The sequence below is a fragment of the Streptomyces sp. NPDC048612 genome, assembly GCF_043199295.1.
Lineage (GTDB): Bacteria > Actinomycetota > Actinomycetes > Streptomycetales > Streptomycetaceae > Streptomyces.
Genome location: NZ_JBICVV010000009.1, coordinates 38,482 through 57,328, shown reverse-complemented (window position 1 = coordinate 57,328; position 18,847 = coordinate 38,482). Strand labels below are relative to the sequence as shown.

Here is an 18,847-nt window from a genome sequence, read left to right as displayed (position 1 = left end):
TTCGCGCCGGGACGTCCACGGATGTCCCGGCGCCTTCACAGCCCTAGAGACAAGCAGGTGGCATGGTGACGAGACATCACATCCGGCTCATAGCAGGTCCGTTCCTCCCGGTCGCGGGAGGAGCCGGCCGGTGAACCGCGCTGTGACACTGCATGACCTGATCGTGGCCGGCGCCGCGCTGGCCGCCGGCGTCCTCACCGCCCTGCTGCTGCGGGTGACCCTGCGCTGGCTGGGCAAACACGCCCTCAAGACCCGGTGGAGCGGGGACGACATCCTCGTCGACGCGCTGCGCGCGGTGGTGCCCTGGACGGCGGTCACCGGTGGTCTGGCGGCGGCGGCCGCGGCACTGCCGCTGACGGAGACGGTCGGACGCACCGTCAGCCGGACGCTGACGGTGCTGCTCATCCTGGTCGTCACGCTCACCGCGGCCCGGGTGATCACCGGAGCGGTGAAGGCTTTCGCGCAGTCCCGGTCCGGGGTGGCCGGTTCGGCCACCATCTTCGCCAACATCACCCGCATCATCGTGCTGGCGATGGGCTTCCTGGTGGTCCTCCAGACCCTGGGCATCTCCATCGCCCCGCTGCTCACCGCCCTGGGCGTGGGCGGCCTCGCCGTCGCGCTGGCCCTCCAGGACACCCTGGCCAACCTCTTCGCGGGCGTCCACATCCTCGCCTCGAAGACCGTGCAGCCCGGCGACTACATCCGGCTCACCAGCGGCGAGGAGGGCTATGTCGTCGACGTCAACTGGCGCAACACCGTGGTGCGCGAGCTCTCCAACAACCTGGTGATCATCCCCAACACCCAGCTGGCCGGCACCAACATGACCAACTTCACCCGACCGGAACAGAAGTTGACGATCCTGGTGCAGGTGGGCGTCGGCTACGACAGCGACCTCGACCATGTCGAGCGGGTCACCACCGAGGTCATCGACAGCGTGATGAAGGACGTCAACGGCGGCGACCCCGACCACGAAGCGGCCGTCCGCTTCCACACCTTCGGCGACTCCCGGATCGGCCTCACGGTGATCCTCGGCGTCGGCGAGTTCAGCGACCAGTACCGGATCAAGCACGAGTTCATCAAGCGCCTCCACCGGCGCTACCGGGACGAAGGCATCCGCATCCCCTCCCCGGCCCGCACCGTCGCCCTCCAGAAGCCGGACGAGATCGTGATCCCGCACCAGCGCGACCTGTCGGACCAGCGCGACCTCACGGACCGGCGCGACCTGTCGGGCCCTGTCCCGCCGGTGCCGTAGACACCCGGCCGCGAATCCGGCCGCCCCGTGCGGGCCTTCACCCGCCGGGGCGTCCGGGCGCCGCCGCCACCGCGGTGCTACCGCCCCGGGCCCGCCGGAGCGGCGACCACACGCCGGAAGAGGGCCTGCACGGCCGGGGTGAGGTCGGTGCCGGTGTGGTGGTGGCAGGGTCCGGTGTAGGCGTGGGTGAGGAAGTCGGCGGTCAGCTGGGGGTCGGGGACGTCGAACTCGCCTGCCGCGTGGCCCTCGGTGAGGATCGTGACGAGCAGGTCGCGGGCGGCGGCCAGGGGTTCCTCGTCCGCCGTGCCGAGTTCGTGGAAGAGCCGGTGGTAGAGCGCGTGGTCGTGCTGTTCCACGGTGATCCAGGCGGCCACGAGCCCGTCGAGGCGGTCGGTCCAGGTGAGTTCGGGCTGCCGGACGAGGGCGGCGGGCCGCTGGAGCATCCGGTCCCACATCTCGGCCTGCAGGGCGGCCAGGAGTTCCTGCTTGGAGGCGAAGTAGAGGTAGACCGTGCCCTTGGCGACCCCGGCCCGGGCGGCGACCCGGGCCACGGTCAGTGACTCGTAGCCGTCCTCCAGCAGCAGTGCGGCGACGGCGTCCAGGATCTGGCGCCGGCGCACGTCCGGGGACTGGAAGCGGCCGGGGGGCCGGTCGGGGGCGGGCCTGTCCGCGGGCACGGTCTCTCCTGATACGTGGCGGCTGACCGACGGTCGGTCAGCGGGGTGTCCCCAGGGTGTCATGTGGCTTGCGGGCGATCACGACGACGGCGTGGTCCTCGGCGGGGTGTGGTGCGTGTCCGGGGGCCGGTTCGTGCCCGGGATGCGGTGCGTGTCCGGGGGGCAGTTCGTGCCCGGGGTGTGGTTCATACCCGGGGTGTCGGTGGAGCGGGACGCGCCGGCGTTCGGCGTGCAGGATCTCCAGGCCCAGCCCGGTCAGGCCCGTACGCATCTCGTCGAGGGTGACCAGGTCGCCGGCCTCGCCCCAGTCGCAGGCCTCCTCGTCCCACTCGCCCAGCGACAGCACCGCGCCCGGGGCGAGGGCCGCGGCGAGGGCGGTGAGGGTGGCGGTACGGGCGGGGCCGCGGGGCGGCAGCGCGTACGAGCTGAGGACGAAGTCGTAGCCGGTGTCGGGCCGCCAGACGGCGCTGTCGGCCACCACCCACTGGATGCTCTCCGCCAGCCCCCGGGCGCAGGCCCCGGCCCGGGCGCCGGTGATTGCCCGGGGCGCGAGGTCCACGCCGGTGACCCGCCAGCCGCGCCGGGCGAGTTCCAGGGCGTTGCCGCCCGCGCCGCAGCCCATGTCCAGGGCGGTGCCGGGCGGGAGGCTCTCGGCGGGGGAGAGCAGAAGCGGGTCGGGGGCGGCGATGTCGCGGAGGTCGCCCCGGTAGACGGCGTCCCAGTCGAACGGGGGCCGCGGCGTGGGCGGGGTGTCAGGGGTGGGTGCCGCGTGGTGCATCTCGTCTCCTCCAGGCGGGAACGTGTGCGCTCGAATGACCGTTGGTCAGTAGTATGACCGCCGGTCATTCGTTTTCGTCAACCCTCCCGGAGGCACCCATGGCACCCACCGCGCAGTACGACACCGTGATCGTCGGCGGCGGCCCGGCAGGGCTCACCGCGGCCCTCGCCCTGACCCGCTACCGCCACCGCACCCTCGTCGTGGAATCCCCGGCCCCGCCGCGCAACGCCGCCTCCCGCGGCGTGCACGGCATGATCGGTCTGGAGGGCGCCACGCCCGCCGAGGTCCGTGCCCGCGCCTGGGCCGAACTCGACGGCTACGGCCTGGCCGAGTGCCGCGCAGCCACCGTCGAGGACCTCACCCGCGCCGACGACGGCGGGTTCCGCGCCGTGATGTCCGACGGCACCACCGCCTGGTCGCGCACCGTGCTCCTGGCCACCGGGGTGACGGACGTCCTGCCCGAGGGGGTGGAGGGCTTCGCCGCGTGCTGGGGCCGCAGCGTGATCCACTGCCCGTTCTGCGTCGGCTGGGAGAACGCCGAGCGCACCTGGGGGCTGATCGCCGAGGACCCCGACCACGCGGCCCTCGCCGCCGACGCCTTCCGCGCCTGGTCGGCCGACGTCATCGCCGTCGCCCCGCCCGGCATGGACCGCGCCGCCGAGATACGCGCGCGGCTGCGCGGCGCCGGCAGCGACCTCGTCGAGGGCGATATCACCCGGCTCCACCACCGCGAAGGCGACCTCTACGCGGTGGAGTTCGCCGACGGCACCCGCCTCGCCCGGCAGACCCTGCTGTGGTCCCCGCCCCAGCGGCAGGTCCCGCTCGTCACCCGCCTCGTCGAGCGCTTCGGCCTGGCGCTCGACGACGACGGCTTCGTCAGGGTCGGCCCCGACAAGCGGACCAGCGTGCCGGGCCTGTACGCCGCCGGCGATCTCACCACCGCGTGGGAGCAGGGCGCCATGAGCGCCGCCGGGGCCGGAGCCGCGGCCGCCGACGCCCTCCACTTCGCCCGCCATGCCTGATTCCGGAGACCTCATGTCCGAGCGCGCCTTCACCGACTACCTCGACCGCATCGGCGACCGCACCGCCCTCTACGCGACCGTCGCCGCCCACACCGGCGCCCGCCGCGTCCTGTACCCCGGCAGCTACCTCGACCTGGCCCCCTCCCATGTCTGGGACGACGTCACCTACCTCGACGCGGACGCCCGTGCCGCCAGGGCCTTCGCCGGCCCGGACGCCGCCGCCCTCGCCCGGCGTCATCGGAGCCGTCCCGGGCAGCCGCTGATCACCTTCGTCCCCGGCGACTACACCGATACCCTGCGCGGCCTCCCCGCCGCCGCCTGGGACCTGGCCCTCTCCCTCTACGCGGGCCCGGTCTCCGAGCACGCCAAGCGATGCCTGCGCCCGGGAGGCTGGCTGCTGGCCAACAACAGCCACGCCGACGCCGGCCTCGCCCACCTCGACCCCGACTACCGGCTCGCCGCCGTCATCCACCACCGCGCCGGCCGCTACCCGCTCACGACCGACCACCTGGACCAGTACCTGCAGCCACGCCGACCGCCCCACCCCACGCGCGACCAGCTCCACGCCACCGGCCGGGGCGCCGCCTACACCCGCCCCGCCACGGCCTACCTCTTCCGCCACGAGCCCGGGGCACGGTAGATCCAAGAAGGGCGGACCGGCCCGTCGTTCACCCCGTGGGCCCACAACAGGCCTTCGGTGAGAAGGGGGAGGCGGGGGAGCGGCGGCGTGCGAACGGCGCGGCGGATGATCGCCGGCCCCGGGACCGGAGATGACCAAGAGCCCCGCCCCCGCCGAAGCGGGGACGGGGCCCTGGCCACAGATTCTCGTACGGCAACCCTTGGAGACGCCGCGGAGGCCTACGCCGACGGGCTTGCTCGGGCGGATTCCGCAACGGAAGGCGCCCAACGTGCGGGGACGAAGAGCGCCAGGGCAGCCAAGGGCCTGCCGGAGCCGGACAGGGGCCGATCTGACTCCCGGCGGTTACTTCTCCGCCTCGTGCCAAGCCACGCACACCACTTGGCCGCCCTGCATTTCCCACAGATCGCAAAGCCGGGCGCGGATCACCGGAGGGTCCGTCTCACGGTTGTGGAAGTCGGTGACGATCGTGTTCCCTTCGATACGCCGGACTCCATATTGCTCAGAGAAGTCGATCCCCAACTCGTGCTCCAGGTCAAGGCTCGCGAGAGCGTATCGCTCCGCCGCTTCGGGGTACTTCTCAAATACCTGCGTGATGCCGGCGAAGAATTCGGCATCCTTGTCGGGCGGGTACTGAGCGGCCATGGTTCTCTCCTAGTCACCGGAAACGAGATGGCCCCCTCGTGACGGACATCCCTTGAGGCTGCGTCACTCCCTCAGGTTGCTTCACCGGCACCTCGTTCGCCAGTCGCCGCTGACAGGCGCAGGCACTGCCCCGGCCGACGGGGCCGGCCCGGATCGGCTCGGATCGGCGGACCGCTCACCGCTCGGGTGATCCATAAGAGCCGTGAGCAGAGGTGACACAACCGCCGTAGGAACGATCAAGGGCCCTGTCTCACCGAAGTGAGACAGGGCCCTTCACCCGGGCTCGAAGCCCTTACTGCACCGTCGGGACGACAGGATTTGAACCTGCGACCCCTTGACCCCCAGTCAAGTGCGCTACCAAGCTGCGCCACGTCCCGGTGCTCATGCCGGCCGGAAGAGTCCCGGCCGGGGCGTGCAGAAGAAAAATACCCTGTCCGGGGCCATGAATCCAAAGCGGGTGCTCGCGGGGGTGCTCCCGGGCCTCCGGCAGGCCCACGGCTGTCATGGTTCGATGGCTTTATGGGTGAAAAGTCCGCGAAGCGGAACCTCCGGGTGCGCCGGGTCTATGAGGCGCCGGAGCCGTCGGACGGGGCGCGGGTGCTGGTCGACCGGCTGTGGCCGCGCGGGCTGTCCAAGGGGGACGCGCGGCTGACCGAGTGGTGCAAGGACGTGGCGCCGTCGTCGGAGCTGCGGCGCTGGTTCCATCACGAGGGGCCGCGGTTCGCGGAGTTCGCCGAGCGGTACCGCGCGGAGCTGGCGCGGGAGGCGGTGCGGCCGGCGCTGGAGGGGCTGCGGGAGCGGGCCGCGCAGGGGCCGCTGACGCTGCTGACCGCCACGAAGGACGTGTCGGTGAGCCATGTGAACGTCCTGATCGAGGTGCTCCGGGAGGGCTCCTGAGGCTCCCCGCCACGCCGGCGACCCGCCGCTGACCTGCATATTCGTCGACGCGTTGACGAAACATACGGTGGAGTGCATACTTATACCCATCAGCGAATGCACCGTTAGGAGAAACCCGTGACCGAGCGCGTCGTACTCGCCTACTCGGGCGGCCTGGACACCTCTGTCTGTATCGGCTGGATCGCCGAGGAGACGGGCGCCGAGGTCATCGCCGTTGCCGTGGACGTCGGCCAGGGCGGCGAGGACCTGGACGTCATCCGCAAGCGTGCGCTCGACTGCGGTGCGGTCGAGGCCGAGGTCGCGGACGCCAAGGACGAGTTCGCCGACGAGTACTGCCTCCCGGCGATCAAGGCGAACGCCCTGTACATGGACCGCTACCCGCTGGTCTCGGCGCTCTCCCGGCCGACCATCGTCAAGCACCTGGTCGCCGCCGCGAAGAAGCACGGCGCCACCACCGTCGCCCACGGCTGCACCGGCAAGGGCAACGACCAGGTCCGCTTCGAGGCCGGCATCTCCTCCCTCGCCCCCGACCTGAAGTGCATCGCCCCGGTCCGTGACTACGCGATGACCCGGGACAAGGCGATCGCCTTCTGCGAGGAGAAGAACCTCCCGATCGCGACCACCAAGAAGTCGCCGTACTCCATCGACCAGAACGTCTTCGGGCGGGCCGTGGAGACCGGCTTCCTGGAGGACATCTGGAACGCGCCGATCGAGGACGTGTACGAGTACACCGAGAACCCGGCGCTCCAGCGGGAGGCCGACGAGGTCGTCATCACCTTCAAGGAAGGTGTCCCGGTCGCCCTCGACGGCAGGCCCGTCACCGTGCTCCAGGCCATCCAGCAGCTCAACGAGCGGGCCGGCGCCCAGGGCATCGGCCGGATCGACATGGTCGAGGACCGGCTGGTCGGCATCAAGTCCCGTGAGGTCTACGAGGCGCCCGGCGCCATCGCGCTGATCACCGCGCACCAGGAGCTGGAGAGCGTCACCGTCGAGCGCGAACTGGCCCGCTACAAGCGGCAGGTCGAGCAGCGCTGGGGCGAGCTGGTCTACGACGGCCTGTGGTTCTCGCCGCTCAAGCGGGCCCTGGACGGCTTCATCAACGAGGCCAACCAGGCCGTGTCCGGCGACATCCGGATGACCCTGCACGGTGGCCGCGCGGTCGTCACCGGCCGGAAGTCCGACCAGTCGCTGTACGACTTCAACCTCGCCACGTACGACACCGGCGACACCTTCGACCAGTCGCTGTCCAAGGGCTTCATCGAGCTCTTCGGGATGTCGAGCAAGATCGCGGCCAAGCGCGACCTGGCCTGATCCGTCTCGTTACCCACGTACACAGCCGCCTCCCCGCCCTCACGGCTGGGAGGCGGCGGCACATCCACCCGCAGCCTTGAGGAGCAGCAGTGAGCAGCAACAGCGGTGACGTCCGGCTCTGGGGCGGCCGGTTCGCCGACGGCCCGGCAGAGGCGCTGGCCCAGCTGTCGGCGTCGGTCCACTTCGACTGGCGGCTGGCCCCTTACGACATCGCCGGCTCCCGTGCGCACGCCCGGGTGCTGCACAAGGCCGGCCTGCTCACCGAGGACGAGCTGACCCGGATGCTCGCCGGGCTCGACCAGCTCGCCGCGGACGTCGCCGACGGTTCGTTCACCGGCACCGTCGCCGACGAGGACGTGCACACCGCCCTGGAGCGCGGGCTGCTGGAGCGGCTCGGCCCCGACCTCGGCGGCAAGCTGCGGGCCGGCCGGTCCCGCAACGACCAGGTCGCCACGCTCTTCCGGATGTACCTGCGCGACCACGCCCGGATCATCGGCGGGCTGATCGCCGGCCTCCAGGAGGCGCTGGTCGGCCTCGCCGAGACCCACCCGGACGTCGCGATGCCGGGCCGCACCCACCTCCAGCACGCTCAGCCGGTGCTCTTCGCCCACCATGTGCTGGCGCATGTGCAGTCGCTGTCCCGGGACGCGGAGCGGCTGCGGCAGTGGGACGAGCGCACCGCGGTCTCCCCGTACGGCTCGGGCGCGCTGGCCGGCTCCTCGCTCGGCCTCGACCCGGAGGCGGTCGCCGCCGACCTCGGCTTCGAGCACGGCTCGGCCGGCAACTCCATCGACGGCACGGCCTCCCGTGACTTCGTCGCCGAGTTCGCCTTCATCACCGCGATGATCGGGGTGAATCTCTCCCGGATCGCCGAGGAGGTCATCCTCTGGAACACGAAGGAGTTCTCCTTCGTCACGCTCCACGACGCCTTCTCGACCGGCTCGTCGATCATGCCGCAGAAGAAGAACCCGGACATCGCCGAATTGGCGCGGGGCAAGTCGGGGCGCCTCATCGGCAACCTGACCGGGCTGCTGGCCACCCTCAAGGCGCTGCCGCTCGCCTACAACCGTGACCTCCAGGAGGACAAGGAGCCGGTCTTCGACTCCTGCGACCAACTGGAGGTGCTGCTCCCGGCGTTCACCGGGATGATGGCCACCCTGACTGTCCACCGCGAGCGCATGGAGGAGCTGGCCCCGGCCGGTTTCTCGCTGGCCACCGACATCGCGGAGTGGCTGGTCAAGCAGGGTGTGCCGTTCCGGGTCGCGCACGAGGTCGCGGGCGAGTGCGTCAAGGAGTGCGAGGCGCACGGCATCGAGCTGGACCAGCTCACCGACGAGCAGTTCGCGAAGATCTCCCCGCATCTGACCCCGGAGGTCCGTGGCGTCCTCAACGTCCCCGGCGCGCTCGCCTCGCGCAGCGGCCGGGGCGGCACCGCGCCCTCGGCGGTGGCCGTCCAGCTCGCCGAGGTGCGGGCCGACCTGGCCACCCAGCAGGAGTGGGCGACCGCCAAGAAGACCACCGAGCTGACCTAGCCGACAGGCTCCACGACGGCGGCCCCGACCCGGTGCGAGTACCGGGTCGGGGCCGCCGTCGTGTGTCCGGGCGGGGGTGGTGAGACATTGATGTCTCATTCGGGTACTGTATGTCTCATGGCCCTGGACCGTGAACGCGTTCTGAAGGAAGCCGCCGCGTTGCTCACGCGGCGGGCCTCGACGCCTATGGACGAGATCGCCCGCGCCGCGGGCATCAGTCGCGCGACCCTGCACCGGCACTTCGCCGGGCGGGACGCGCTGATCAGAGCGCTGGAGGAGCACGGGATCGCCCAGTGCGGACAGGCGATGGACGCGGCCCGGCTGGACGAGGGGGACGCCGCCGACGCGCTGCGCCGGCTGATCAAAGAGGCCGAACCGGTCGCCGCCGTGCTCGCCTTCCTGTTCACCGAGAACCAGCTCTTCGAGGACGGCGAGATCAACGCCGGCTGGGAGGAGCTCGACGCCCGCCTCGCCGCCCTCTTCCGGCGCGGCCAGGAAGAGGGCGTCTTCCGGATCGATCTGAGCGCCGCCTGGCTCACCGAGGCCTTCTACGGACTGATCGGCGCCGGCGCCTGGGCCGTGCACGAAGGGCGGGTCGCCCGTAACGACCTCCACCACTCGATCGCCGAGCTGCTGCTCGGCGGCATCCGACGGAGCATGGAAAAATGACCGAGACCATAGCGTCAGGACCGGCGGGCTCGGCCCATGTCGACGACCAGCCCAGGCCGGGCCGCTGGCTCGCGCTCGCCGTCCTCGTCCTCGCCGTCCTGCTGGTCGGCGTCGACGCCACGGTCCTCGGCCTCGCCACCCCCTTCCTCAGCGAGGACCTCCAGCCGTCCGGGACCCAGCTGCTCTGGATCGGTGACATCTACTCCTTCGTCATCGCCGGCCTGCTGGTCTCCATGGGCAGCCTCGGCGACCGCATCGGCCGCAAGAAACTGCTGCTGCTGGGCTCCGTCGGCTTCGGCGCGATGTCGGTGCTGGCCGCGTACGCCACCACGCCCGAGATGATGATCCTGGCCCGCGCGCTCCAGGGCGTGGCCGGTGCGACGCTGATGCCGTCCACCCTCGCGCTGATCCGCAACCTCTTCCACGACCCCAGGGAACGCAGTCTGGCCGTCGGCATCTGGGGCGCCATGGCCTCGGCCGGCATGGCCGTGGGCCCCGTCCTCGGCGGGTTCCTGCTGGGGCACTTCTGGTGGGGCTCGGTCTTCCTGATCAACCTGCCGGTGATGGCGCTGCTGGTGGCCGTCGGCGCCAAGGTCATCCCGGAGTCCCGCAATCCGGACCCCGGCCCCTGGGACATCCCCAGCGTCCTGCTGGCCCTGGTGGGCATCGTCTGCGTCGTCTACGCCATCAAGGAAGCGGCGGTGCACGGCTACCGCTGGGACATCGCGCTGACGGCCGCCGTCGGGGCGCTCACCCTGTTCGTGTTCGTCCGCAGACAGCTCACCCTCGCGTCGCCGCTGCTGAACATGAAGCTCTTTCACCACCGGGGGTTCTCCGGGGCCGTACTCGCCGACCTGCTGACCATCCTCGGGCTGTCCGGGCTGGTCTTCTTCCTCTCCCAGTTCCTCCAGATGGTGCAGCTGCGTTCACCGCTGAACGCCGGACTCGTCGAACTCCCGGCCGCGGTCGGCGCGGTGGGTGCCGGTCTGGCGGCCGGCTGGGTCGCCCGGCGGCTGTCCGTACGGATCGTGGTGGCCGGCGGCCTCGCCGTGGTCGGGCTCTCCCTGGTCGGCTGCACCACCCTGCACGCCGACACCGGCACCGCCGCACTGTGCGTGATCCTCTTCGTCGTCGGTGTCGGCGCCGGATTCTCCTTCACCGTCACCGCCGACGTGATCCTCGGCAGCGTGCCCAAGGAGGAGGCGGGCGCCGCCTCCGCGGTCTCCGAGACCGCCTACGAACTGGGCGCCGCGCTCGGCATCGCCCTGCTCGGCTCCATCGTGACCGGCATCTACCGGGGCTTCGACGCACCGCCCGGGGTGCCGGGAGCGGCCACCGACGCCGCCCGCGACTCGCTCGGCGGCGCCGTCGAGACGGCCGGCCAACTCCCCGCCGAACAGGGCGCCGCGCTGGTCAAGGCCGCCCAGGACTCCTTCGTCGCCGGTGTCGACGTCGCGGCCGGGGTGGGGGCGGTGGTCCTGCTGTCCGCGGCGGTGGCCGCGTGGTTCCTGCTCCGCGGCCAGGAGCTGGGCAACAGCCCGGCCCCGCCCTCCGAGCCCGCGGCGCTCTCCGCGGCCGCGCCGGAGCCGGCCCGCGGCTCCGGCCCGGCGGGACGCCCTTAGGGTGCCTCTCCCCGGTCTCCGCCGGCCGGGGAGGCACGCCCGTAAGCCGTACGGCCATCCGCCGGACGGCGGGCACCCACCGCGCCCCAGGGCGTGTCCCGTGGATCACGGCGTCACACACCCGCATGATCAACGGGACACGCCCCGGGGGCGACTGTCCCCCGCCCGTTCACGCCCGGTACCCCGTACGGTGACCGGCCGTCCGGAGCGGCTTGCTCGACTCTCCCGTCGTCCCCTCACGGACGGCCCGCTCAGGAGAGTGACGCAGTGCGCGACATCGGACGACGCTCCTTCATCACCGCCGCGGGGGCCCTGGCCACCGCGAGCGCCATCGGCAGCAACGCCTACGCCACCGGCCACGCCCGCGACGCGGCCACCGCCGACGAGTATGTCGACGTCCAGCTCCTCAACATCACCGATCTGCACGGCTACCTGCAGGGCGCCCCCGGTGCCCACTCGATCATCACCGGGACCGGCGGGAAGACCTACACCGTCGGCGGCGTCGCCTACATGGCCGCCCACCTGGAGCGACTGCGCGACGGCCACCGCAACTCCCTCTTCTTCGCCCCCGGCGACCTCTTCTCCGGCTGGGAGTTCGACGCCGCCACCTTCGCCGACGAACCCACCATCGAGGCGCTGAACGCCCTGGGCCTGGACTTCGCCTCGGCCGGCAACCACGAGTTCGACAAGTCCGCGAAGTTCCTCACCGCGCACATGGAGGACGGCGAGAGCTTCCCGGTCGTCGGCCGCGACGACGCCTTCCCCGACTCCACCGGCCGCCGCTTCCGCGGCGCGGAGTTCCCCTACTACAGCGCCAACACGGTGTGGAACGCGAACGGCGAACTGGTGCTGCCGCCGTACAACATCGAGTACGTGGACGCCGGCGGCGGCCGCCGGCTGCCGGTCGGCTTCATCCATCTGACCGCCATCGGCACCGAGTCCTTCCCCGGCTCCTACCAGCCGGGACTGCGCACCCTCGACGAGCTGGAGACCGCCAACCGCTGCGCCGCCGAACTCAAGTCCCGCGGGGTGCGGGCGATCGTGCTCAGCATGCACGACGGCGCGGTCGCGGGCAGCGACTTCTCCAGCGGCAGCAACCCCTCCGGCCCCGCCTACGAACTGGCGCTGCGCGTCTCCCCGGACATCGACGCCATCGTCACCGGACACTGGCACTGCGCCTTCACCATGATGCTGCCCGACCCCGACGGCGTCCCCCGGCCGTTCGTCGAGGCCGGCTGCTACGGCCAGATCATCAACGAGATCACCCTGCGCCTCGACCCGGACACCGGAGCGGTGGTCCGGGAGCTGACCACCACCACCAACCACCCCAACACCCGGGACGTGACACCGGACCCGGAACTCAAGTCGATCGCCGCCTACTGGGCGGACTACGGCAGCCGGCGCGCCCGCAGCCGCCTCGGCACCCAGACCGCCTCCTTCACCCGGCGGCGCAACACGGTGGGGGAGAGCACCATGGGCAACCTCGTCGCCGACTGGGCCCTGTGGGCGGGCCGGCAGCCGCTCGAACCGATGGCCGACCCCGCCGCCCACCCCAACACCCCCGCGGACCTCGCCGTCATCGCGGTCGCCCCGCGCGTCGGCCAGGCCGTGATCGCCGGCGACCTGATCCGGGACGAGGCGACGGGCGGCACCGTCACCTTCGCGCAGGCCTGGAACTCCGTCGGCTTCGGCGACCCGATCATGACCGTCACGGTCACCGGCCGGCAGCTCCACGACGCCCTGGAGGAGCAGTGGGCCCCGACCGCCGGCGGCGGCCTCGGCTTCTCCCCGCTGGCCGTCTCCGCCAACGTCCGCTACACCTTCGACGCGGCGGGACCGGTCGGCCGGCGGATCGACCCGGCCGACGTGTTCATCGACGGCACCGCCCTCGACCTCACCCGCCGCTACCGGCTGGCCGCCCCCTCCTACACGCTCATCAACCAGGACGGCTTCAGCGCCTTCACGGGATTCACCGCACCGGTCCGCCACACCCGCGACTTCGAGAGTTTCGTCTCCTTCGTCCGCACCAAGAAGCAGCTGTCGCCCGCCCCGTTGAACCGGGTCACGGCCAAGAACGTGAACGTGCCCGGCGCCCGCACCGGCACCATCACCCAGCGCCAGCAACTGCTGCAGGCCGACGGCAGCGTGGTGCCGCGGCCCGAGGCGGCGCTGCGGACGGCGCAGACCGGCGGCGCCGAGGGACAGCGCGCCCCCGGCGGCTTCCGGGTGCCCTGCTGACCCGCCCGCCCCGCACGCGCACACACAACGGGCCCCATCCGGCGAACGGATGGGGCCCGACGCAGCGGCGGACGGGTCAGGCGGCCCTGGCCTTGGTGGCGTAGATGTCGACGTACTCCTGGCCGGACAGCTCCATGACGTCGCTCATCACCTCGTCGGTGACGGCCCGCAGCACATAGCGGTCGCGGTCCATGCCGTCGTAGCGGGAGAAGTCCAGCGGCTCACCGAAGCGCACCGTCACCGGGGCGATGCGCGGGCGGCCCTTGCCGCCGGGCTGCACCTTGTCGGTGCCGATCATCGCGAACGGGACGACCGGCGCACCGGTCATCAGGGTGAGCCGGGCGATGCCCGTACGGCCGCGGTAGAGACGGCCGTCGGGGGAGCGGGTGCCCTCCGGGTAGATGCCGAAGACGCTGCCCTCCTCCAGAATCCGGCGGCCGGTCATCAGCGCGGCGACCCCGCCGTGCCCGCCGTCCCGGTCCACCGGGACCATGCCGGCGCTGGAGAAGAACCAGGCCATCGCCCGGCCCTTGAGGCCCTTGCCGGTGACGTACTCGTCCTTGCCGATGAAGTACACCGGGCGTTTGACCACCAGGCTCAGGAACATCGAGTCGATGAAGGTGACGTGGTTGCCGGCGAGAATGACCGGCCCGGTCTCCGGGATGCGCTCCATGCCCTCGACCTTCGGGCGGTACAGGACGCGCATCACGAATCCGAGGATCGCCTTCAGCACAATGCGGGACAACGGGCCCTCCGGGTCGTGACTGGTCAACGTCAAGCGGGCGCAGAACTCTGCAGCCAAGGACCATACTCGCGGGTCACTCCCGCGCGCACATCGGGTTCACGAGGTCGATACGCAGCGTTGACGTGTGTTACCACCATCTTCCCCCCGAAGTCGTCGTCCGTCTCCCCGGCGTGGCCCGTCCGTGCCTACGATCGGCCCGGTTCCGTGGGCCGGTGTGCAACACGCCTCACCGCATGCCGGAAAACACCCGGAAGCACCCGGAAGACCAGCGAAGGCCCTGAGACAAGGAGTGCGCGTATGGACAAGCGGCAGCAGCCGGGACGGCGGACGGTGCTGGGGGCCGCGGCCCTCGGCGCGGGAGCGGCGGTATTCGGCGGAGCCGGCCAGGCGGGCGCGGCCGAGAGGTCCGGGGTGCCGCAGGAGCTGCCGGTACCGCTGGTCGTCGGCCACCGCGGGGCCAGCGGCTACCGCCCCGAGCACACCTTCGGCTCCTACCAACTCGCCCTCGACATGGGCGCGGACGTCATCGAGCAGGACCTCGTCCCCACCAAGGACGGACACCTGGTCTGCCGCCACGAGAACGACATCACCGCCACCACCGATGTCTCCGCGCACCCCGAGTTCGCGGACCGCAAGACCACCAAGAGCGTGGACGGGGTGAAGCTGACCGGCTGGTTCACCGAGGACTTCACGCTCGCCGAACTCAAGACGCTGCGCGCCAAGGAGCGCATACCGGGCACCCGGCAGCACAACACCGTCTACGACGGGGTGTGGCAGGTGCCGACCTTCGAGGAGGTGCTGCGGTGGGCCGAGCGCGAGGGCCGCAGGCGGGGCCGCCGCGTCTGGCTGCACATCGAGACCAAGCACCCCACCTACTTCCGCAAGCTGGGCCTCGGCCTGGAGGAGCGGGTGGCCAGGGCGCTGCGCGCGCACGGCCGGCACCGCAGGAACTCCCCGAACTTCCTGCAGTCCTTCGAGCCCGGCAGCATCCAGCGCCTGGACCGGCTCGTCGACTGCCCCAAGGTCGTCCTGCTCGGCACGCTCAAGGACCGCCCCTGGGACTTCACGGAGTCCGGTGACCCGCGCACCGTCGCCGACCTGGTCACGCCCGAGGGCCTGAAGTGGCTGGCCGGCTTCGCCCAGGGCATCGGCCCGGACCTGACCGTGATCATCCCGCGGGACAAGGACGGCAAGCTCGGCGAGCCCACGTCCGTCGTCCGGGACGCCCACGCCGCCGGACTGGTCCTGCACCCGTATACGGTCCGCAACGAGAACACCTTCCTGCCGGCCGACTACCGCCGCGGCAGCGACCCCAACGCCTACGGTGACGCCCTCGGGATGTTCCGGGCGTACCTCAAGACCGGTATCGACGGCCTGTTCTCCGACAATCCCGACACCGCGCTGCTGGCCGCCGCGGAGTTCCGCAAGCACTGACCCCGGACCGGGGCCGCCGCCACGGCGGAGCCCGGCCGCCCGGACCGGCGCGCGTTCCCCGGTATGTCCCCTGCATTCTCATCTGAGTTGGGAATGTCACAGGAGAGCCCGGCGCCGGTCCGTTCCGCTTGCCCCAATTGCCTGCGCAGAATGCTCGCGGCGGAGATTGCCGCCGCCCTCCGCGGGGGAATCCCGAAGAGGCGGTGGCGACGACGCCATGGCGGTGCCGGGTACCCCACGGCACTGTCCGTCAGGGCACACCGTTCCGGGCGCACCCCTCTCACCCTCAGCGCACCCGGACCAGCGAACCGAACAGGGGAGGCTACGCGCATGGGCACGAGTGTGACCATCTCTGCGGCGACCGACCAGGACGCCGAGCAGATCCTCAAACTCCAGTACCTCTGCTACCAGCAGGAAGCCGCGCTGTACGACGACTACGGCATCGAGCCGCTGACGCAGACGCTGGAGGCACTGCGCGCCGAACTCGGCGCGGGCTGCGTCGTGGTGGCCCGGCTCGGCGAGGAGGTGGTCGGCGCCGTGCGCGGCACGGTCGACGAGGACGGCACCGGGACGATAGCCAAGCTCATCGTGCACCCGCGGATGCAGCGGCACGGCCTGGGCGGACGGCTGCTGGACGCCGTCGAGGGGCGGCTGGCGGCCGAGCGCGCGGCCACCCGCTACCAGCTGTTCACCGGTCACCGCAGCGAGGGCAACCTGCGGCTCTACCGCGCCCGCGGCTACCTCCCCGTGGGCACCGAGCAGCGCACCCCCCGGCTGCGGGTGGTCACGCTGGAGAAGGACGTGTCCCGGCCGGCCGGAACCGGCGAACTCGTCGCACAGGCGTAGCGCCCCGGGCGGGTCCGTCCCGATGGGCCGGACCCGCCTCCGGTCGTCCGCGTCCCAGCGGACCGGCGTCCGTGCAGGCAGGTGTCAGAGCAGGTAGAGGAAGGTCCCGGGCGCCGTGGCGCTGCCGCCCGTGGTGGTGAGTTCGACGGTGACCGCGCCCAGGGCGTGGCTGGGCGCGACGGCCGCGACCCGGGTGTCGGACAGCACGGCGAACGCGGCCGGCACCCCGCCGAAGGTCACCCCGGTGGTAGTCGCCAGCCGGGTGCCGGTGATGTCGACCAGGGTGCCGCCCGCGGGCAGACCGGTCAGCGGGCTGAAGCCGGTGGCGGTCGGCGTGTCCACGAAGCCGAAGGCGCCGGGCGCCGTGGCGGTGCCGCCCTGCGCGAGGACGACCAGGGACACCTCCCCCTCGGCGTGGGCCGGGGCGACGGCGGTCAGTTCGCTGTCGGACAGCACCGTCGGCGTCACCGCCGTGGCCCCGAACACCACGGAGGTGGCGGTGGACAGCTCGCGTCCGGTGACGGTGACCGTGCCGCCGCCCGCCAGCGGACCGGACGACGGCGAGACGTCGAGGACCACGGGCGGGGGAACGTAGTAGAAGGGCACCGGACCGCTGGTGCCCCCGGGGGTGGTCACCGTGGTGTCGACCACGCCCGCCCCCGAGGGGGCGACCACCGACACCGAGGTCGGCGAGGAGGCCGTGATGGTGGCCGTCTTGCCACCGAAGCGCACCGCGGTGGCCCCGGTGAGCCCGGTGCCGGTGAGGGTCGCCGCGAAACCGCCGCCGGTGGAACCCTGGTTCGGACTGATCGGCATCTTCCCGCTCCGTTTCCGCTCCGGCGAACCCGTGGCCGCCTGCCGGACTCCAGTCAGACAGGGCGTCCGGCCGGGAGCGAGGGGCGGCCGCGTTCTTCACCCTGATGGCGCAGCGTGCCCGCGGGACGCCCTCAGGCCGCCGGCCGCTCCGTACGCGCCCGGCGCAGCCACAGCAGCCCGGTCACGGGCAGGACGACGGGGATGAAGAGATAGCCCATGCCGTAGTCCGACCAGACCGTGGCGTCGGGGAACGCGGACGGGTCGAGCAGCGTCCAGGTGCCGATGCCGAACACCCCGAGCAGCTCCAGCGCGCAGCAGACGAGCGCGGCCCGGCGGGCGCCCTCGCCGCCGCGTACCAGCGAGAAGGTGATGAACCCGTAGACGACCGCGGATACCGCCGAGAGGCTGTACGCCAGCGGCGCCCGGTCGAACTGGGCGAGGAGCTGGTAGAGCGAGCGGGACGCGGCGGCGACGGTGAAGATGCCGTAGAGTGCGACCAGCAGCCGGCCGGGGCCGGTGCCCAGGGAGCGCCGGGCCGTCGCGCCGCTCTCGGCGGCCCCGGTGGCACGGGTGGTCTTCGCGGTCTCAGGCACTGCCGCCTCCCCAGATGTCGAACAGCCGCACTTCCAGGACGGCCAGCACCACGGCCCCCGCGGCGACGGTGGCCGAGCCCCAGCGGGTGCGCTCCGAGAGCGACATGAACCCGGTCGCCGGCACACAGGCCGCGGCCCCCAGCAGATACGAGACGAAGAGCGCGGTGCCCTTGTCCGGCGACACCCCGCGGGACAACTGCACGACGGCGACGACCAGTTGGACGATGCCGAGCAGTGACACCAGGCCCATGCCGATGAAGTGCCAGTCCTTGGTGGGCTGGTCACGGTAGGCCGCGAAGCCGCACCAGGCGGCAAGGGCGAGAGCGGTCACCGCGACCGTGACCGTCAGCGCGTCGATCACCGGGGCCTCCGGGCGGCGCGGCGGCGCGCGGTGGGATTGTGGGGCATAAGGGGATGCTAATCGGCGGGGGGAGGGCGGCCGCGTCCGGCCCCATCGCGGTCCGTACGCTCGGGGGGTATGAAGATCATCGCTGACGCCCTCCTCTTCGACAACGACGGCACCCTCCTCTCCTCCCTGGAGTCCGTGAACCGCTGCTGGACCCGCTGGGCCAAGGAGTACGGGCTGACCGCGGAGGACTTCGCCCGGATCGCGCTGCACGGCCGCCCGGCGGCGGAGATCGTCGCGGACCTGCTGCCCGCGGACGCCGTTCCGGAGGCGCTGGCCCGTATCGAGCACCTGGAGGTCGAGGACGCCGGGGGGACGGTGGCGCTGCCCGGCACCCTGGCGCTGTTGGCGGACCTGCCCGCCGAGCAGTGGGCCGTGGTGACCTCGGCCGGCCGCCGGCTGGCCGAGGCCCGGCTCGCACACGCCGGGATCACCGCGAAGAACCTGGTCAGCGCCGACGACATCCGCCGCGGCAAGCCCGACCCGGAGCCGTTCCTGCTGGCCGCCGCGCGGCTGGGGGTGGACCCGGCCCGCTGTGTGGTCTTCGAGGACGCCCCGGTCGGACTGGCGGCGGGCCGCGCCGCCGGGATGACGACCGTGGCGTTGACCACAACGCACCGGGCCGAGGAGCTGTCGGCGGACGCCGTGGTCCCCGACCTCTCGGCGGTATCCGCGCAGGCCATCGCAGGGTCGGTCGAGATCACCCTCGCCGGGTAGCACGCTGTCC

Annotated in this window: 19 protein-coding genes and 1 tRNA gene; 12 read left to right on the top strand and 8 right to left on the bottom strand. The window is 72.0% G+C overall.

The window, feature by feature from the left end; genetic code table 11:
• Nucleotides 1-130 precede the first annotated feature (130 nt).
• Nucleotides 131-1,252 carry a mechanosensitive ion channel family protein gene (locus ACGFN2_RS16015; protein WP_362613041.1) on the top strand — a complete coding sequence of 374 codons (1,122 nt, stop codon included), beginning with the start codon at nt 131-133 and terminating at the stop codon, nt 1,250-1,252.
• A 77-nt stretch (nt 1,253-1,329) separates the two neighbouring features.
• On the opposite strand, the gene ACGFN2_RS16010 is transcribed toward ACGFN2_RS16015, so the two are convergent.
• A complete protein-coding gene (locus tag ACGFN2_RS16010) occupies nt 1,330-1,929 on the bottom strand; it encodes a TetR/AcrR family transcriptional regulator (RefSeq protein WP_362613040.1) in 600 nt (199 codons plus the stop codon).
• Nucleotides 1,930-1,966: 37 nt separating this feature from the next.
• Nucleotides 1,967-2,707, bottom strand: coding sequence for a methyltransferase domain-containing protein (locus ACGFN2_RS16005; protein ID WP_393360665.1), 741 nt, complete (start codon nt 2,705-2,707; stop codon nt 1,967-1,969).
• Between the two features lie 98 nt (nt 2,708-2,805).
• Between ACGFN2_RS16005 and ACGFN2_RS16000 the strand changes: the two genes are divergently transcribed.
• The gene (locus ACGFN2_RS16000) at nt 2,806-3,729 is read left to right on the top strand and encodes an NAD(P)/FAD-dependent oxidoreductase (protein ID WP_362613034.1); all 924 of its coding nucleotides are present in this window, start codon (nt 2,806-2,808) and stop codon (nt 3,727-3,729) included.
• Nucleotides 3,730-3,742: 13 nt separating this feature from the next.
• A complete protein-coding gene (locus ACGFN2_RS15995; RefSeq protein ID WP_362613033.1) occupies nt 3,743-4,369 on the top strand; it encodes a hypothetical protein in 627 nt (208 codons plus the stop codon).
• 342 nt (nt 4,370-4,711) lie between these two features.
• On the opposite strand, the gene ACGFN2_RS15990 is transcribed toward ACGFN2_RS15995, so the two are convergent.
• Nucleotides 4,712-5,011 carry a hypothetical protein gene (locus ACGFN2_RS15990; protein WP_393360663.1) on the bottom strand — a complete coding sequence of 100 codons (300 nt, stop codon included), beginning with the start codon at nt 5,009-5,011 and terminating at the stop codon, nt 4,712-4,714.
• Nucleotides 5,012-5,314: 303 nt separating this feature from the next.
• Nucleotides 5,315-5,388, bottom strand: a tRNA-Pro gene (locus ACGFN2_RS15985).
• A 142-nt stretch (nt 5,389-5,530) separates the two neighbouring features.
• Between ACGFN2_RS15985 and ACGFN2_RS15980 the strand changes: the two genes are divergently transcribed.
• The 6 genes from ACGFN2_RS15980 to ACGFN2_RS15955 all read left to right on the top strand — a co-directional run bounded on the left by ACGFN2_RS15980 (nt 5,531) and on the right by ACGFN2_RS15955 (nt 13,280).
• Nucleotides 5,531-5,908, top strand: coding sequence for a DUF488 domain-containing protein (locus tag ACGFN2_RS15980; protein ID WP_393360661.1), 378 nt, complete (start codon nt 5,531-5,533; stop codon nt 5,906-5,908).
• Between the two features lie 117 nt (nt 5,909-6,025).
• Nucleotides 6,026-7,219 (top strand): argininosuccinate synthase, encoded by a 1,194-nt coding sequence (locus ACGFN2_RS15975; RefSeq protein WP_362613025.1) that lies wholly within the window; start codon nt 6,026-6,028, stop codon nt 7,217-7,219.
• An 89-nt stretch (nt 7,220-7,308) separates the two neighbouring features.
• On the top strand, nt 7,309-8,751 hold the full coding sequence (argH, locus tag ACGFN2_RS15970) for an argininosuccinate lyase (protein WP_393360659.1): 1,443 nt from the start codon (nt 7,309-7,311) through the stop codon (nt 8,749-8,751).
• Nucleotides 8,752-8,868: 117 nt separating this feature from the next.
• Entirely contained in the window at nt 8,869-9,420 is a 552-nt protein-coding gene (locus ACGFN2_RS15965) for a helix-turn-helix domain-containing protein (protein WP_362610079.1), read from the top strand.
• Nucleotides 9,417-11,042 (top strand): MFS transporter, encoded by a 1,626-nt coding sequence (locus tag ACGFN2_RS15960; protein ID WP_362610077.1) that lies wholly within the window; start codon nt 9,417-9,419, stop codon nt 11,040-11,042. Before ACGFN2_RS15965 ends, ACGFN2_RS15960 begins: the two co-directional genes overlap by 4 nt.
• Nucleotides 11,043-11,309: 267 nt before the next feature.
• Nucleotides 11,310-13,280, top strand: a complete 1,971-nt coding sequence (locus ACGFN2_RS15955; protein ID WP_362610075.1) for a bifunctional metallophosphatase/5'-nucleotidase — start codon at nt 11,310-11,312, stop codon at nt 13,278-13,280.
• A gap of 76 nt (nt 13,281-13,356) precedes the next feature.
• Here the strand turns inward: ACGFN2_RS15955 and ACGFN2_RS15950 are convergent, their stop codons facing one another.
• Nucleotides 13,357-14,025: a lysophospholipid acyltransferase family protein gene (locus ACGFN2_RS15950; RefSeq protein ID WP_362610073.1), complete on the bottom strand. Its 669-nt coding sequence runs from the start codon at nt 14,023-14,025 to the stop codon at nt 13,357-13,359.
• A gap of 297 nt (nt 14,026-14,322) precedes the next feature.
• Here ACGFN2_RS15950 and ACGFN2_RS15945 point away from each other — a divergent pair, with 297 nt between their 5' ends.
• Nucleotides 14,323-15,459, top strand: a complete 1,137-nt coding sequence (locus tag ACGFN2_RS15945; protein ID WP_362610071.1) for a glycerophosphodiester phosphodiesterase — start codon at nt 14,323-14,325, stop codon at nt 15,457-15,459.
• 330 nt (nt 15,460-15,789) lie between these two features.
• The gene (locus ACGFN2_RS15940; RefSeq protein WP_362610070.1) at nt 15,790-16,305 is read left to right on the top strand and encodes a GNAT family N-acetyltransferase; all 516 of its coding nucleotides are present in this window, start codon (nt 15,790-15,792) and stop codon (nt 16,303-16,305) included.
• Between the two features lie 84 nt (nt 16,306-16,389).
• Here the strand turns inward: ACGFN2_RS15940 and ACGFN2_RS15935 are convergent, their stop codons facing one another.
• The 3 genes from ACGFN2_RS15935 to ACGFN2_RS15925 form a co-directional block, all read right to left on the bottom strand.
• On the bottom strand, nt 16,390-17,121 hold the full coding sequence (locus ACGFN2_RS15935) for an IPT/TIG domain-containing protein (protein WP_393360655.1): 732 nt from the start codon (nt 17,119-17,121) through the stop codon (nt 16,390-16,392).
• 131 nt (nt 17,122-17,252) lie between these two features.
• Nucleotides 17,253-17,714, bottom strand: a complete 462-nt coding sequence (locus ACGFN2_RS15930; protein ID WP_362610065.1) for a hypothetical protein — start codon at nt 17,712-17,714, stop codon at nt 17,253-17,255.
• On the bottom strand, nt 17,707-18,075 hold the full coding sequence (locus ACGFN2_RS15925; RefSeq protein WP_362610063.1) for a hypothetical protein: 369 nt from the start codon (nt 18,073-18,075) through the stop codon (nt 17,707-17,709). The genes ACGFN2_RS15930 and ACGFN2_RS15925 overlap by 8 nt, the downstream gene beginning before the upstream one ends.
• Before the next feature lie 117 nt (nt 18,076-18,192).
• Between ACGFN2_RS15925 and ACGFN2_RS15920 the strand changes: the two genes are divergently transcribed.
• Nucleotides 18,193-18,837: an HAD family hydrolase gene (locus ACGFN2_RS15920; RefSeq protein ID WP_393360653.1), complete on the top strand. Its 645-nt coding sequence runs from the start codon at nt 18,193-18,195 to the stop codon at nt 18,835-18,837.
• Nucleotides 18,838-18,847 lie beyond the last annotated feature (10 nt).

Bases quoted from the DNA above. Each gene is read 5' to 3' on its own strand.
- ACGFN2_RS16005 (WP_393360665.1), bottom strand. From the start codon at position 2,707: ATGCACCACGCGGCACCCACCCCTGACACCCCGCCCACGCCGCGGCCC.
- ACGFN2_RS16000 (WP_362613034.1), top strand. From the start codon at position 2,806: ATGGCACCCACCGCGCAGTACGACACCGTGATCGTCGGCGGCGGCCCG.
- ACGFN2_RS15995 (WP_362613033.1), top strand. From the start codon at position 3,743: ATGTCCGAGCGCGCCTTCACCGACTACCTCGACCGCATCGGCGACCGC.
- ACGFN2_RS15990 (WP_393360663.1), bottom strand. From the start codon at position 5,011: ATGGCCGCTCAGTACCCGCCCGACAAGGATGCCGAATTCTTCGCCGGC.
- ACGFN2_RS15980 (WP_393360661.1), top strand. From the start codon at position 5,531: ATGGGTGAAAAGTCCGCGAAGCGGAACCTCCGGGTGCGCCGGGTCTAT.
- ACGFN2_RS15965 (WP_362610079.1), top strand. From the start codon at position 8,869: ATGGCCCTGGACCGTGAACGCGTTCTGAAGGAAGCCGCCGCGTTGCTC.
- ACGFN2_RS15960 (WP_362610077.1), top strand. From the start codon at position 9,417: ATGACCGAGACCATAGCGTCAGGACCGGCGGGCTCGGCCCATGTCGAC.
- ACGFN2_RS15945 (WP_362610071.1), top strand. From the start codon at position 14,323: ATGGACAAGCGGCAGCAGCCGGGACGGCGGACGGTGCTGGGGGCCGCG.
- ACGFN2_RS15940 (WP_362610070.1), top strand. From the start codon at position 15,790: ATGGGCACGAGTGTGACCATCTCTGCGGCGACCGACCAGGACGCCGAG.
- ACGFN2_RS15935 (WP_393360655.1), bottom strand. From the start codon at position 17,121: ATGCCGATCAGTCCGAACCAGGGTTCCACCGGCGGCGGTTTCGCGGCG.
- ACGFN2_RS15920 (WP_393360653.1), top strand. From the start codon at position 18,193: ATGAAGATCATCGCTGACGCCCTCCTCTTCGACAACGACGGCACCCTC.